The sequence below is a fragment of the Cytobacillus sp. IB215665 genome (genome assembly GCF_033963835.1).
Classification (GTDB): domain Bacteria; phylum Bacillota; class Bacilli; order Bacillales; family SM2101; genus Nanhaiella.
This window is the reverse complement of the sequence record NZ_JAXBME010000007.1, coordinates 55,893-72,179: the sequence shown is the minus strand read 5'-3', so window position 1 is coordinate 72,179 and position 16,287 is coordinate 55,893. Positions and strand designations below refer to the sequence as shown.

Annotated in this window: 12 protein-coding genes; 7 read left to right on the top strand and 5 right to left on the bottom strand. The window is 34.1% G+C overall.

Translation table 11 applies throughout. The features are described from left to right. The first annotated feature begins 20 nt into the window (after positions 1 to 20). Positions 21 to 833 carry a DUF2268 domain-containing putative Zn-dependent protease gene (locus tag SLH52_RS11190; RefSeq protein ID WP_320209362.1) on the top strand — a complete coding sequence of 271 codons (813 nt, stop codon included), beginning with the start codon at positions 21 to 23 and terminating at the stop codon, positions 831 to 833. A 216-nt stretch (positions 834 to 1,049) separates the two neighbouring features. Here the strand turns inward: SLH52_RS11190 and SLH52_RS11185 are convergent, their stop codons facing one another. The 4 genes from SLH52_RS11185 to SLH52_RS11170 all read right to left on the bottom strand — a co-directional run bounded on the left by SLH52_RS11185 (position 1,050) and on the right by SLH52_RS11170 (position 6,002). Further along, entirely contained in the window at positions 1,050 to 2,162 is a 1,113-nt protein-coding gene (locus tag SLH52_RS11185) for a Ger(x)C family spore germination protein (protein WP_320209361.1), read from the bottom strand. Continuing rightward, entirely contained in the window at positions 2,155 to 3,237 is a 1,083-nt protein-coding gene (locus SLH52_RS11180; RefSeq protein ID WP_320209360.1) for a GerAB/ArcD/ProY family transporter, read from the bottom strand. Before SLH52_RS11180 ends, SLH52_RS11185 begins: the two co-directional genes overlap by 8 nt. 59 nt (positions 3,238 to 3,296) lie before the next feature. Next, positions 3,297 to 4,784 (bottom strand): spore germination protein, encoded by a 1,488-nt coding sequence (locus SLH52_RS11175; protein WP_320209359.1) that lies wholly within the window; start codon positions 4,782 to 4,784, stop codon positions 3,297 to 3,299. Positions 4,785 to 4,922: 138 nt separating this feature from the next. Next, on the bottom strand, positions 4,923 to 6,002 hold the full coding sequence (locus SLH52_RS11170) for a GerAB/ArcD/ProY family transporter (protein WP_320209358.1): 1,080 nt from the start codon (positions 6,000 to 6,002) through the stop codon (positions 4,923 to 4,925). A 631-nt stretch (positions 6,003 to 6,633) separates the two neighbouring features. Between SLH52_RS11170 and SLH52_RS11165 the strand changes: the two genes are divergently transcribed. Beyond that, a complete protein-coding gene (locus SLH52_RS11165) occupies positions 6,634 to 6,852 on the top strand; it encodes a hypothetical protein (protein WP_214482139.1) in 219 nt (72 codons plus the stop codon). Positions 6,853 to 7,491: 639 nt separating this feature from the next. Beyond that, the gene (locus SLH52_RS11160; RefSeq protein ID WP_320209357.1) at positions 7,492 to 7,950 is read left to right on the top strand and encodes a hypothetical protein; all 459 of its coding nucleotides are present in this window, start codon (positions 7,492 to 7,494) and stop codon (positions 7,948 to 7,950) included. 198 nt (positions 7,951 to 8,148) lie between these two features. On the opposite strand, the gene SLH52_RS11155 is transcribed toward SLH52_RS11160, so the two are convergent. Further along, the gene (locus SLH52_RS11155; protein ID WP_320209356.1) at positions 8,149 to 9,681 is read right to left on the bottom strand and encodes an esterase/lipase family protein; all 1,533 of its coding nucleotides are present in this window, start codon (positions 9,679 to 9,681) and stop codon (positions 8,149 to 8,151) included. A gap of 627 nt (positions 9,682 to 10,308) precedes the next feature. On the opposite strand from SLH52_RS11155, the gene SLH52_RS11150 reads away from it, so the two are divergent. The 4 genes from SLH52_RS11150 to odhB all read left to right on the top strand — a co-directional run bounded on the left by SLH52_RS11150 (position 10,309) and on the right by odhB (position 16,259). Then, complete coding sequence (locus tag SLH52_RS11150) at positions 10,309 to 10,428, top strand: sporulation protein YjcZ (protein ID WP_214482142.1); 120 nt, start codon at positions 10,309 to 10,311, stop codon at positions 10,426 to 10,428. A 355-nt stretch (positions 10,429 to 10,783) separates the two neighbouring features. Further along, positions 10,784 to 11,590 carry a pyrroline-5-carboxylate reductase gene (proC, locus tag SLH52_RS11145; RefSeq protein WP_320209355.1) on the top strand — a complete coding sequence of 269 codons (807 nt, stop codon included), beginning with the start codon at positions 10,784 to 10,786 and terminating at the stop codon, positions 11,588 to 11,590. A gap of 569 nt (positions 11,591 to 12,159) precedes the next feature. After that, positions 12,160 to 14,997: a 2-oxoglutarate dehydrogenase E1 component gene (locus SLH52_RS11140; protein WP_320209354.1), complete on the top strand. Its 2,838-nt coding sequence runs from the start codon at positions 12,160 to 12,162 to the stop codon at positions 14,995 to 14,997. After that, a complete protein-coding gene (gene odhB, locus SLH52_RS11135; RefSeq protein ID WP_320209353.1) occupies positions 14,997 to 16,259 on the top strand; it encodes a 2-oxoglutarate dehydrogenase complex dihydrolipoyllysine-residue succinyltransferase in 1,263 nt (420 codons plus the stop codon). The genes SLH52_RS11140 and odhB overlap by 1 nt, the downstream gene beginning before the upstream one ends. The last annotated feature ends 28 nt before the right edge of the window (positions 16,260 to 16,287 follow it).

Here is a 16,287-nt window from a genome sequence, read left to right as displayed (position 1 = left end):
TGGAAGGAGCTTATTTCATTATGGTATCTATTACTCAATTCGCCCCACATAGCTTAATAGAAAAAAAGGGTTGCTTAGCAAATTTCTTTCGCGATCATGACTTTAATTTCGAGTTTATAGAAGAGAGCAGTAAAGGTAGTAGGTCTTTAATTGATGATACAAACCTTCATAACTTGCATACATTAACAAGTGAAGAACTTGTTGCATTACAATGGAATGAAGAATTAATCGAAACTGCTATACAAAATGTCATGAGCTTAGTAAACAAATATATTTATGTCGAAAACGTAGAAATAACAGTAGTCCCAGCTCTTACAAAACCTCATCATATACCTCAGTCACTTCGTATTTTTGCCTATAAAAATCATCATGGTAATATACTCATTTCCGTTCCACCAAACCCAGATATCGATTATTTAAAATACGTGTTAGCACACAGAGCTTTTTACTCTTCTCCACAAAACCCAGTTAATCAATTGAAAGGCAATTTTACTTTAGCTGATTGGTTTAAACTGGAGGGGGCAGCACAGTATTTTAGTCTATCCTTCTTTGAAGATAAAAGATGGTGGGCTTACGACACAATAGATGAAGAGAGATACTGGGCTAGTGTGAAAGGGTTGCTTCAGTCAACAGATGTACAATTAAATAGGAAAATTTATTATGGGTATTATGACGATGATGTACCTACATATACTGGGCAGGCATTTGCTCATAATACCGTTACCTCTTATATAGAGAAGTACCCTATTAACTCTTTTACAGAGTTATTTAATATTGATGTACAACATATATTTGAAATTTATAAGGACCGCCTTTCACAATGTAATATATAATCGTAAGCTAACTTGAATAGTGAAGGATTTTTTTTAAAACTTTGCTGTGATAATGTGAATGAGTTTTATGAAAGTTCAATATTCGTTGTTAACGATTTAATGAAAAGCAACTAACAATATACAAAGCACCTTAACGAAAAATAACGAATGGCAGACCTTGGATAGGTGTGCCATTCGTTATTGTAACACTTTAAAGTTGCTGGGATCAGTCCCCAATTAGTTGCTCACGTCATCCTGATTAAATTTACCTATGTTTCGTATTTTTACATCTGATTTAATTGTGACGTCAATTTCTGGATACACTTTATCCCAATCAAGGCTTTTCCACTCTTCATATGTAAGGCTATTTCTAATTTTTTGCCCTAAGCCTATCACGTCAACATTATTCTTTTGTAGAAATTCCATTACAGCCATAGTTTCTTTATCAACAAGCTCTTTTATTATTTTTTCTAATTTCTTTTGTTCTTTAGGTTCTTCAATATTCAAGTCACCGGTATACTCTTCTAAAGAACCAGTAACATGGATATCAATTTCTACTGAAAAGTGATCATCTTCTTTTTTGGTAATATGTATTTTATGTTTGTTACGTACATATGAAAGGTGAATATGATCAGCAATATCCCCCTCCATTAAATCGATATCAAGTAAGCCTTTACGAAAGTTTTCTCTTAAAAAAAATAAGTAGACAGCTTGTTTTCTGGAGATTGTCGTAATTAGTTTATCTTCATTAAACAAGGCAAAACTGTCAAACTCAATATTATTTGAAGTTGCTGAAAATACTGGTAAAAAGGGGTCAATGCCATCATCAAAGTAAGATCTAGAAAATTGATATAAATTAACAGATGGAAAAACAAATGTCTTTTCGAATTTATTTAACATTGTATCTAAATATAAACCTAAGTTAGGTTCTTTTTCTAATTTCTTTGTAATGATTTGATCTGCTTTTCCTTTTGTTACAGCTAGCTTGACTCTAGAGCCAATGCTAGGATCTCGTAATGCTGTATGAATAATCGGTAAAATTCCTTCTTTTGCTAGTTCATCACCAAATAACATAATTTCAAGCTGACCATTTACGATCTCAAAGCTTGATTGCGCCATCGTATCGATTTCAATATCCTTCGTCGAATTCCCAGATGCTTGTAGTGTTTCAAATACGTTTCCAGTTTCTGTAGCTCGTGGGTATAAGGCTGTAACATCAAGATAAGCATCCTCCTCTTCAGAAAGGTCATAACCTATTGCATTTATCATAGCTAAGTCATCAATTCCATAACTACTATAACAGCCACTTAATATGACAATACATATTGTTACAAAAAATATGTTACGCATTTTTTTTCCTCCTCATATGTGTGATGCTTATAAGTACTATAAGGATAATTGGTAATAAAATAGCTATTCCGATTTCAATTCTTGCAAGTATTGTTAAGACTAATTGAACCTCTCTTATCAATGTCAGTTTCAAAGAAATTATAAACGTAACGATTAACAATAATGCAAATGAACGACTTGGCTTTATTTTTGGTAATGCGTGCTTTAAAGCTTCGTTTGCTGACCAATAATACATAACTACAGTAACTAAAACAGATAAAGAAGCTAGATTATACAGAAAGCCTTCAATTCGTTCCACAAATGGAAATCTAATATAATCTAACAATGTCAACGAAGGAAATGTTTCATTTCTTAAATAATCAAAGCTAAAATAACCAAAAGATACAATGCAAACGAAGAAGTAGACCATCGTTGTAATAACATTTGCGTAGAAAAATGCTTTTACTGTAGATCTCTTTACAGCCAAATAAGGAAATAAGAGCAAGATAATTTCATACCCTAAAAAAGCAGTAAACACGCCACTACCACCTTCAACTATTTTTTTGCTACCTTCAAAAATAAATGGCGTAAATCGAAAAAACTTAAATTCAGTAAGGTGGAATAATAATAAAGGTACAGTCCATATTGATAAAAAAAAGAAAATAACAGTTGCTTTACTAATATGATAAATTCCTCTCGTTACGAGCCAATACGTTAATAATATCGATAAAAAGACATATCCTGTAAATGGCATCGTAGGATAATATAACATTCTCAACAACATTTCAAAATCCTTTGCGATAACAACTGCCAATGTACCCCATTGAAGAGCTAAAAGGAGATAAAAAGGTCGCAACAATGATATTGGTAAAGCATCCTCAAATATGTTAAATATCGATCTCCCTTTACCGAAGTGAAAAACGAGACTAATGAGTACTATATTTAACATGACAATTAAGGAGATAAGTAAAACTCCAATCCACCCATTAGTTCCAAAAGCATCAGCTGCTACACGAGGTAAGCTGAATAAAATAATCCCTGATTGAACCATATGGATAAGTATAGCTGTTGGAAAAGGTTGGAGTTTTTCTTGCATTCATAAGTCCCCTTTTCTTACAAAATCTTGTTGTTAAAGCTACTCTCAACTAGCTTTCGTTATTTTAATTTTTTTCTTGTATCATTTATAGGGCTACTTATGTTAGGGCGGGTATTAAAAATACTAAGAGGCCCTCTAATGATTGTATCTTTCCAACCACTAGGATTTGTTGGTGAAATAGGCCAAAAATAAGGTGCTTTTAAGTTAGTTAATCCAGTTAGGTGAATAACTAAACAAGCTATGCCAAATACAATACCTAAGTTACCTAACAAACCAGCTAATAAAATAAAACCAAACCGAATAATTCTAATAGAATTACTCATGACATAACTTGGTATGACAAAAGAAGAGATAGCAGAAATTGAAACAGCTATAATTAAGATATTACTTGTAATACCAGCGTCTACTGATGCTGATCCAATGACAATTCCACCAACAATGCCGATTGTTTGACCAATCTTAGTCGGTAGACGTGCTCCAGCCTCTCTTAATAGTTCAATGGTAAATTCCATTAACAATGCTTCCATTATTGGTGGGAAGGGAACATTACTTCTTGATGTAATTAAGCTAATTAATAGTAAGTCGGGTACCATTTCATAATGATATGTAGTTATTGACACATACAGAGCTGTAAAAGAAACAGTTACAAATAAAGCAAAGAGTCGTAGCAACCTTGTGGCAGATCCCACAAGCCAACGTTGGTTATAATCATCTGTTGACTGAAAGAAATCAAAAAAGCTCGTTGGAGCACTGAACGCATAAGGACTGTTCTCCATCATGCCGACAACTTTACCTTCAGTTAGTTTAGACGAAATGACATCTGGACGTTCAGTCGTGTGAAATTGTGGAAAAGGTGAATTTGGCGATTCATCGATTAGTTGCACGAGCATGTTAACGTCATAAATAGCATCAATCTCTATGTTTTCGATTCTTGTCTTAGCATCTTGAACAATTTGTTGATCAGCAATGCCATCAATATATAATAAATACACGTTACTTTTTCCTATTTCACCAACCGAAAGTTTTAGTACTTTTAAATGAGAGCTTTTCACTCTGCGTCTAATTAGGGATAGATTTGTATCTATTAGTTCATTTAATGCATCATGTGGACCCGTTATAATTGTCTCAGATTCAGCTGTTTGAATCGCGCGAGTTTCTAACTTCGTAGCTTCGAATATATACGTATTATTTTCGTGAAAAATTACAGCATTACCATCTAAGATTGCTTTTACTACTTCTTTATTTTCGTTACTTGGCTGAAATTGGCTTTGCTGTAGAAACGAGTGCACTTCTTCAGGTTCGAGATCTTCTAATTTATCAATTACATCGCTGTTTAATGTTTGTTTGTCAACCATATACTCGAAATATATTAGCCTTACATTTACTCGCTTACAATATTTCTTAGATATGTCAGTACAATCCGTAAATTGCTGCTCAATATGTGAATAAGTAGGTTCAGGGTTACTATCATTCATTTCTAGTTCATTGTCGGATGTCTGCTTCTTAGCTGTGTCATTTTTCATCCGCTTTTTAAAAAAAGTAAACACTTTATCACCCCGAATTTATAGTATTTTCTAAAATATGTGAACAGATTAGTTTTAATTGATGTTTTGTCCTTAGTATGGACTTCTATAGATTCTCTATTCCAAGATAGGATTTACCATTATGTCATTTAAGAATTTGGATTAAATATTTTGTTTTTGACGTAAATGAGATATTCCTAATGTTAATAAGAGTAGGGTAGGAAGTAATACTGCAATGATTGCTTCAGCAAAACCTAGTCCGAGTAACCACTTATCAACTTCAAGAGAGCCATTAACAAATAGTGATATACAAAATGAGACGATGATTAAACTTAAAATCGATTTTCTAGGAGAAATCTTTGGAATAGCTTGTCTAAGGACTTGATCAGCACCCCAATAAAAAAAGATAACAGTGATAATCACTTCTAATATAAAAAAGTGAAAAACAAAGCCTTCAACCCTTTCGATGAATGGAAACTCCAAATATTCAAGCATAGTTAGGATCGGGAATTTATCATTTAACAATTGTCGATAGCTAAATAAGCCAAAAGCAACAAAACATGTACTAACATAGACAAAAGTGACAATAGCATGTCCGAGCAATACTGATTTTACAGCTGTTTTTGGTTTCAGCATATAAGGTATAAAAAGAAGGGTTAGCTCATACCCTAAAAAAGCCGATACAACTTGTATCCCACCTTTGAATAGCTCTTTGTCACCTTTAAAAACGAATGGTGTTAATCTTGTAAATCTAAACTCGGGTAGGAGAAATCCTAGTAATAATGTCATTAAGATGACAGCGAAGAAAACAACTGAAGCTTTGGCGATGTGATAAATTCCTCTTCGAACGAGCCAATAAGTAAAAAAAAGAGACATTAATACATATATGTATGCTGTACGTGTTGGATAAAAAAATAAATTCAATTGCAATTCGAAATCTTTTGCTATTAAAACTCCAAGAGTGCTCCATAATAATGCTAAAAAAAGATAAAATGGTCGCAATAAAAATTGTGGGAGTCCTTCATCCAAAATCTTAAAAATTGATTTTCCATTGCTATAAAAGAAGACTAAACCAATTGCTAATATGTTCACTACTACTAGCAGAGATACAATTATTACCCCAATCCATCCATTCGTCCCAAAAGTCTCAGCACTGATACGAGGTAAAGTAATGATGGTAATTCCAATTTGTATCATATAAACAACGATAGTGACTTGATAAGGATGAAGTTTTTCTTGCATGTTGTATCTCCTTATTTTGTTACATGTTTTATTGAGCTTTGATTAGTATTAGCAATTGAGCTTTAACTATTCAAAGAACAATTACGATGTATAATCTAAACAATATAGGTGAAACGTGCATTTAGAGGAGTAATAGAAAATATATTGGAAGTTTAGAAATGCTGCTATGTGTTATAGGTATTTTTCGTAAACTTTGTTGTTATTTTTTCATTTACATTTTAGTAACTGATGTGTTTAATATGACCTTCATCATCTTTGAGAAGAAAAGATGCCCCGAACGAAAGTAATATTTGTGTTGAGCTCTTTTTACGAAAAGCAACTATTAATGTGAAAAAACAACCTATAACAAACACCTAAAAATAGACTAAGAAAATTTTTGGTAGGCATAGGGGGATGTCCATACCGATTATTGACTACATACATATAATAGATAGAAGCGGAAGGATGCTGTTAAATATGTATAGACAGTTACCCTATGTTAAAAAGTAGCTCTTTGCATCGGTATTAGGCTAGCTTTTTAGAATGGGTAATAATCATCAATATAAAATCACAGTATTTGAGTATTGATAAATCTTTTCTAGTATTGCTATTTATCCTTCTCGCAAGATTTAGTTAGAAAGGAGGAATAAATATGCTACATGAAGAACACATCAGTAATTTAACAAATAGGTACTATTATCAACCAGTTAGAGTGATGGGAGTTGGCGGCTGGAGTTATGATGGAGTCATCGAAGGTAGGACTGGAACGGGTTTATTTGTTCGTGGTCGTGGTGGAAGAAGGTTCTTTCCATTTCGGGCTGTCGCAACGATCTTTTTGTTGAGTGCACTATTCCGTCGTCGCCGTTTCTAATTTCCACATACTAAAAGGCTATATTCCCATTGATTGTTGTTTTTCGTATTTAGAAATAAACACGATAGGCATCTTTTTATCTACAACGTTAACTAACAACCACTTATTTGGTACTATTGTGAAAACAATAGCAACAAAGTTACGAAAAGAGCCTAATAAAATTAATGTTAGAGGGCATTAATCCCACAGTCAAGATAACCTTTTGTATTCAATATATATTGATTGTGGGGTCCGCCTAACATCTAAAAATATGTTAGGAGATGAATAAATCAGTTGTTTATCTCTAATTTATAGCATTTTTTGGTTTTGAAGCTTTTTGTGAATCTTACTAAGGAAAAGAAAAAATTGTAGTATAGATTCATTAATGTGAAAAACGAGAATGTATAGCTGAGTAATGATGATATCGTATAGGTTGTTTATTAATGCTAAAGAATAACCACACATACATTCAGTCTTTGTGCTATTTTTATTCTTATTTTATGATAGTCGTGTAATATACAAAAAGAGACTTAACAATGACTTCGTAAAAGAGAAAACTATCGTTTAAATAAGAAAAGCTTCTTAATAAGTATTATCATTTTAAAGCTATAGGTATTTTCTATATAATGGATGTAATAACATTTACATAGGAGATGGCAGATGAATCACAAAATTAGAGTGTTAGAAATTCGGCTAAATGATCGTTATAAAGACTATCCTGCACTATATCATTATAAAGATATCGATCGAGAACAAATATTTGTCAGGCGTGAATGTGAGTATTATGTGAAGGACGGCATAGTATATGAACAAGTATCATCAGCATTAGAAGATGACCGTTTCGTTTTATACGTGAACAAAATTGGAGATGATACTATCGATCACAATGCACGTGTGAGAGAAAACTTATGTGTGGAAGTAAGGGAGTATAGAAGGATTGGAGAGCAAAAGCTTCTTAAAATATATGATTGTCGTGATCATATGGACGTTTTAGGATATATAGGTAATACATTTATATATATAGAAGGAAAAGAGTATAAAAGGTCGTCGGTAGAGGCAGATGAGGATCGGCAAACATATATTTTATACGTAAATGATACTGGTACTGTCCTTGAATGATATATGAGTAGAATTATAATGGGTACATAAAATATATAGAAGAAAAAGAGCTTGAATGTTGTATCAAGCTCTTTTACGCAACAGTTTAGTTTAATAGATAAAAGGTTAATGTTAAATACGAGTATAAAGTCGCAAATTATTATTTTCTAACTCCGATTTAATTAATTTACGAACCTAATTCAACAAAACAAATTGACTTTAATTTTCATCATATTGATAATAAGATTTCACAGCAGTTCGGTAAAACGTTTCACCACTCTCGGTTGTTCCAACAATTTCATAGGTTACATTGTACGTATCAGCTTGGATTATATCAAGGATTTCATTAGAAATATCTCCAGGGATTTTTTGCTTAGATTTATTTTTCTTCACTTTCTTATCAATCTTCAATTTTTTACCTTTCTTATCTTTATTTTTATCTTTTGCCTCTTTTTCAAGCTCTCCCCAGTCTATGTTAAGTGCATTTGACCCTTGAAAATTTGTAACTATAAAATACGCATCTTCGTTGCTACTATTTAGATCTATTTGCCATTCTCCAGCACCAGGTTGGTCTATAGTAAATGTTTGAATATAAGTGTTTTTAAAGTAATTCTCTCCCTCAGATTGAATGTACTGCTTTGATTTTTTTGTATACTCTTTTCCTTTCGGAGATATAAGCTTTACATTCACATCTTCGCTAGCTGTTAATATTTGAAATACAACTCTATTATTATCGGATTCTACAGGGATAAGTTCTTCTACTAGGTGATTAGTAGATAAACTACCGCCGCGTAATAATTGTTCAGGTACATATTGTGAGTCAGATGAAGCAGCTGTGAACCAATTTGCAGATGTGTGAGTAGATGTATCATTTAACAAAGTTGCGATTCTATCAAAGGAGCTGTTGCCCATTCGAATATTATCGTGATCTATGTCGTCTCCTCCACTAAAAAAGTGAGTGCCATACGGTAGCCTTGAACTCCATACAGGAACAAGACCGTCGTTATCACCGCCTAAATACGCACCACCAAACCAAAGAGCTGAGAAGAGAGGCCCCCATCCAGTGCCAGAAGCAGTATAATAGTTATTATTGTATGCGCTTTCATTTTCATCAGTAATTAGACGAAATTTCTCCATTTCTCCTGTTTGCATTACAAATGTTCCTTCATCAGTTCTGCCAATCAAGTCTGCTAACCAATTTGCCCAAGAACTATATGCCAAATCAGCTAAAGGAGAACCATAGTGTGGAGAAGATAATGTAATGACATCGTTTACGTATGGCCATGCTTCAAAATGGACGAGCGCTGTTTGTGTATCGACCCCTCCCTTACTATGAGCGATAATAGTAACTTGCTCTCCAAAATAGTCGTAAATTTCCTCTAACATCGATGCTAGCATTTGACCATTATGCCACATATCCGCAGCATCACCACCAGTTGCATCCTCAAGTTGTACAAAAGCTGTTCGATAGCCATTAGCATATGCGTAATTGTACATATCGTTTTCACCGTAATAAACTGTTTCTTCCCACCAATCCTTAGCGTTTCCGTGTAAACCTTGGACGAATACGAGAGGAGATTTGTTCATATTCACATTGTCGGGCAATGCCCCTAAGTACCAAGTTCCAGGTGTGTCGGTTACATTAATTGGTTTTGGAATAGCATCTGTTACAATAGCACCTTTTACAATGCTAGGTGGAAATACTAGCATCACAGTTAATAGCACGATTAATAGATAAGTACGGATTTTCATTTATCCAACTCCTTTTATTCATATTTTCTACTATATAGTAAATGCATATAGTTAATTGTAATATTACAAATATTCAGTGTATTTATCAAGATTGATAGTATTTTCACAAGTATTGTAAGTTATAGGCTAAGTAAAAAGTCTTATTTTGTTTCAGCATTTATTCTCCTAAAAGTTCATAAGTAAGAATCATTTCGAAAACTATGTTGTTTTTTCACTTGCATTTGAGTGACTGAATTGTTTATATGACTTTCATAGTCTTTAGTGAACAAAGATGCTCCGAGCGTTAGGTTCATTTGTATTTAGTCATTATTACTAAAAGCAACAATTAATCTGATAATAGCTTTTGTTAAGAAAAACAATAAGCTACACACAAGCAGAAAAAAACAAGGAATTTTGTTGTATAAATATATATGTAAGGAATGGTATTGTTTGATGTCAACTGTAAGTAACAAAGGTGGCTCAAATCAAATTGAATCAGTGATTGTTTCTAAGTTCGAAAACAACAAGCTATTTGAAAAATAATAAAAGATGATCATAAATTGGGTGTTTTCATCATGTGCATTCGTACAGTCAGTTTTTTTTTATACACATAAACTGAAAATATAACTAGAAAGGAGGAATGGTAATATGTATGGTTATGGTGGTTATGGATATGGTGGGCATGGACCTTTTGGTGGATTTGCGTTTATTGTAGTATTATTCATACTGTTGATCATTGTACTTGGAGTTGTGGTACGCCCTTATTAGAGTATACAAGTGAACAGCACCTTTCATTCAAGGAGTTGGATGTTTCAATAGTGTAAAACTTGAATAGGTTGATCGCCTATATGGCTTTTAAGGTAGTACTCTTATAAAAAGAAGAGTACTCCTTTATTTTGTTTTGAGGACTTAAATAGTTTTCACGTTGAAAATAAATACTATTACAGATCTTAAGCAAGCAAAGTCCATCAAGGTTTATCGACAATATAATTAAATACTTCATTATTAATAGTGACTACGTTATAATCGTTTATTGTGGTAGTTAATGATCAAGAAACACATATGAAAATAAGAAATATTGATTAGATCAACAAATATATCTATTAATGGAGTGGAACATTTAATGAAAAAAAAGATCTTATTTATCGGTGCAGGCAGAATGGCCGAGGCCATTTTTTCTGGTTTACTAACATACAAACAAGAGTATATTGATGAAATTATTGTTACGAATCGAACGGATGAACAAAGATTATTTGATTTGAAGGAAAAATATGGTGTCACAACATCAACAAAATGGCAGGATGAGGTCGCCCATGTAGATATCATTATTTTGGCTATGCCTCCTGAAGCGCACAAAGAGATACTAGAAGATTTGTCTTTATGGATTAAAGGACAATTAGTTGTCACTATAGCAGGTGGAATAGGCATACAGCTACTAGAAAATATTCTGCCTGAGGAGACGCCAGTTGCTTGGATTATGCCAAACACTGCTGCAAACATTTCTCAATCTATGTCTTTATACACTTTTGGCAAAGCTGTTAAGGAGAAGCATCGCCAAGAGTTAGAGCTAGTATTAACTGGAATAGGTGATGCAGAACTATGTACAGAGCAACAAATACATGATTTAACTGCTATTACTGGAAGTGCACCAGCGTTTTTATATCGTTTTGCTGAGGCGTTAGAACAGTCGGCGTTAGAATACGGTGTTACAAAAGCCCAAGCACGCAAGCTCGTTACGCAGATGATATATGGATCAGCTGCTATGTTGAAGGAAGGACATGCTCCCGACGAACTACGTGATCAAGTGACATCACCTGGAGGTTCTACAGCAGCAGGAATAGAAGTGTTAGATCAAAATCAATTTACAAATATTATTGAGCAAGCGGTTATCGCAACACAAAAGAAGGCACAACAACTGGCAGGTAAATAAATAACTATTCCTCGGTACGTGACCTCGTTTTACTGAGTAATATTAACAAAAAAGTACAATAAAAAGCCTAAAAGAAAGATACCTCGACAGCCAATCATCTGACTATAATGAGGTATCTTTTACTGTCTTATTAAAGCTCTTTTCGTGAATTTTGCCGTTTTTTAGTTAAATTTGAGAAGAATGTAGTGTATTATATGATTTTTGTAGTCTTTAGAGAAAAATAGATGCCTCGAACGTTTGTTATATTCGTCTATTAGGTAAGCAACAATTAATGGAAAAACAGCCTTTATTAATAATTAATACTAATTAAATTTAATGATAAAAATAAGGTTATGTCAAAATGGCTGTCGCTTATCAAACTAAGGCATAACCCCGTATGATAATAGTAAAAATAATAATGAAGCTTACGAGAAGAGGATTGTTAACATTAGTTATTGTTTTAAGCATTATTTTTGTAATATGTGTGCGTTTCTGTTATTTTTTAATTGAGAACTAAATTCAATTAAATATCATACAACACTTCTTATAGTTACATCATATTCGTTCATATTAATGGGAGGGTAACTAACATGACAAACAGAAAACATGGCTTTCAATGGCAATCGTTTTCTGGACCAAACATTGCGTATGTTCAAGAGCAATATGAGTTATATTGTATTAACCCTAATCAAGTGGATGATAGTATTAAACAATTATTTGCTAAGTGGGGACCGCCTACTTTTTCGACTCCTAAGCATTGTGAATCTCAAAACAACCAATCAGACCAATTATCAAAAGTTGCTTCGGCAATCCAACTTATAACAATGATCCGAACAAAGGGACATTTGTATGCAAAAATTAACCCGCTCCATCAGCATTTAAATGAAAATGCTTCTTCACCTAACTTTCTAAACTTAGAGACGTATCAATTAACGGAAAATGATCTGAACAATATGACTGCCGATATTATATGGGAGCATGCACCTCACTCAATACGTACCGGATTTTCAACTATCGAAAAATTAAAAGAGCTCTATACAAGTTCATTATCATACGAATTTAATCACGTACAAGACTTAGAAGAAAGAGCATGGCTATATAAAGTAGTTGAAGCTGAGTCTTTATATGAAGAATTGCCACAAGAGCAAAAGGTAAGCCTTCTTGAGCGTTTAATTGAAGTTGAGAGCTTTGAAATGTTTTTACACAAAACATTTGCAGCTCAAAAACGCTTTTCAATTGAAGGGCTTGATATGTTAGTTCCAATGTTAGATGAAATCATTTATGCAAATGCAAAAACAGGGACTAAAGATATGTTGATAGGGATGGCACATCGAGGTAGATTAAATGTGCTGGCACATGTTTTAAGAAAACCTTATGAAAAAATCTTTTCTGAGTTTCATCATGCACCGAATAAACATCTTGTCCCATCTGAAGGATCAACAGGGATAAATTACGGTTGGACGGGTGATGTTAAATACCATTTAGGTGCAGACCTTGATATTCACGAACAAGAAAGTATTCACACAAAAATACACCTTGCGAATAATCCTAGCCATTTAGAATTTGTTAATCCTGTTGTCCAAGGGTTTACCCGTGCAGCCCAAGAAAATCGACAAAAGCGAGGATTCCCGATACAAAACCAAAGTAGTGCATTAAGTATTCTCATTCATGGTGATGCTGCCTTTCCAGGAGAAGGGATAGTAGCAGAATCCTTAAATTTAAGCCGTTTAAGAGGATATCAAACAGGCGGTACGATACACATTATTGCAAATAATCAAATTGGATTTACTACAAGCCCTGTTGACTCTCGCTCTACATTGTATGCAAGCGATATAGTCAAAGGTTTTGAAATACCCATCATACATGTAAATGCTGATGATCCGGAAGCTTGCTTAGTAGCTGTACGCCTCGCTTCACAATATAGGGAGAAATTTAAGAAAGATTTTCTCATAGATTTGGTAGGTTATCGTCGTTATGGCCATAATGAGACAGATGATCCAATGGCAACACAGCCTTTAACGTATAACTTGATTCATAAGCACACTCGAGTAGCTGAAAAGTATGCTGAGCAACTATATGAGAAGGGACAGTTCAGTGTTGAGCGTTACAATAATTATAGACAATTTATGAATAACAAATTAACCGAAAGTTATAAACAAATAACTACACAAGAAAATACGAATGATAAGACCAGCTTAAATGAAAGGTTATCTTCTAACGTTTCTGAGCAAAAAACGCCAATAACTGAAAAAGAACTATTCGATATTAATACTTCATTAGTCGAATGGCCTGAAGACTTAAATGTATATCCGAAATTGAAAAAAATACTGATGAGACGAAAGGAAGCGTTGAAAGAACAAGGAAAAGTTGATTGGGGGTTAGCTGAAGCGTTAGCGCTTGCATCAATTATTTCTGATGGTACACCGATAAGAATGACAGGCCAAGATATTGAAAGGGGCACATTTGCCCACCGCCATATTGTTATAAATGATTTTCAAACTGATAGAAAATTTTCTGCTTTACACAACATGGACAATAGCAAAGCATCTTTTGCGGTATATAATAGTCCATTGTCTGAAGCGGCCGTACTAGGTTTTGAGTATGGATACAGTGTTTATGCTCCAGATACATTGGTAATTTGGGAGGCACAATTTGGAGATTTCGTGAATGCTGCTCAAGTAATCATTGATCAGTTCATATCAGCTGGAAGGGCTAAATGGGGACAGAAGTCAGGGTTAGTCATGCTACTTCCACATGGATACGAGGGACAAGGGCCAGAGCATTCAAGCGCTCGGTTAGAACGTTTTTTAACGTTGTCTGCAGAAAATAATTGGACAGTGGCTAATGTAACTTCCTCTGCACAATATTTTCTCATTCTCAAAAGGCAAGCAGCTATGTTAAGTGATGGGGGGGTTCGTCCACTAATTATAATGACACCGAAAAGTTTACTACGTCATACAAAGGCAATGTCATATATTGAGGAATTCACTAATCAGCAATTTCAAGAAGTTATTGAACACCCGCTTGTTGAAGAAGATCATGAGACTGTGACACGGCTTATTCTTTGCACAGGAAAAATTGCAGTAGATATAGTTTCTGAGTTGGAAACGAGATCCACGAAAGCATCAAGTTATATTCATATATTGCGTATAGAACAATTATATCCTTTTCCAAAAGAGGAAATTATTCAAATAATACAACGCTTTCCAAATTTAGCTGATGTCTTTTGGGTACAGGAGGAGCCTAAGAACATGGGGGCTTGGGAATTCATTTATAAATTGTTACAACCTTCCTTACAGCATGTGAAATTTGATTATATAGGACGACCATATCACTCAAGTCCTGCAACAGGAGAACATGTAATTCATAAGGTGGAACAGGAGCAAATTATACAACAAGCACTGAAAATAACAGAGGAGTGGGCATAATGAAAGAAATTAAAGTACCGGAACTCGCAGAATCTGTTACAGAAGGTACGATTTCTGAGTGGTTCAAGCATAAGGGTGATTCCATTTCCGAAGGTGAAGCGATAGTTGAGTTAGAAACTGACAAAATTAATATAGAAATTTATGCAGAATATGATGGTGTATTAGAGGATATTCTAGCTGAGCAAGGTGAAGTTGTTTTTGTAGATCAAGTAATTGCGAAAGTAAATGATAACAGAGAAGTTCTTACTTCAAACGAGTCATTTTCTAAAGCTGCTACCGAAGAAACAGTTCAGGATGATCAACCGAAAATTGATGTACGTGAGGGAGAGCAAACGAACAAAATGCCTTCACAAAATGAGCGTCCGATAGCGACACCAGCCGCTAGGAAAAAAGCTAGAGAATTAGGGATTGATCTAAAAAAAGTTGATTCAAGTGATTTGCTCGGTCGTATTAGACCTGAAAACGTCATAAACTATGCTACTTCAATCGAAGAAAAGCAAGATAAATCAACTGTAACTGACAATGCTCAATCACCTTTCACTAACCTTAATCAAACTAAACAAATTGAACGGGTTCCAATGTCACGGCGCCGTCAAACAATTGCACACCATTTAGTGCAAGCGCAACAACAAGCAGCGATGTTGACTACTTTTAATGAAGTAGATATGACTGCAATTATGAGTTTGCGTAATAGAAAAAAGCAAAGGTTTGAAGAAAAATATGATGTTCGCCTTGGATATATGTCTTTTTTTACGAAAGCAGTTGTAGGTGCATTGAAAGCCTTTCCAATGTTAAATGCTGAAATTCAAGACAACGAAATTTTATTAAAACGATATTATGATATCGGGGTTGCTGTGTCAGCAGAAGAGGGCTTAGTTGTTCCAGTTCTCCGTGATGCTAACCAATTAAGTTTTGCAGACATTGAAAAAGGAATAAGGAATTTGGCCTCTAAAGCTAGAGAAAAGAAATTATCACTTCAGGATTTACAAGGTGGTACATTTACGATTACTAATGGTGGTGTATTCGGTTCATTATTTTCAACTCCAATATTAAATGCACCCCAAGTAGGGATATTAGGGATGCATAAAATTCAAAAAAAACCGATTGTTATTGATGAAGATGATACGATTGCAGTTCGACCAATGATGTATATTGCTCTTTCTTATGACCATAGAATCATTGACGGCAGAGAAGCAGTGCAATTCCTTGTCCATGTAAAAGAACTGGTAGAGGACCCTGAATCATTATTACTCGATGGATAAGTTATGATGATGGGAAAGGGTGAGATTA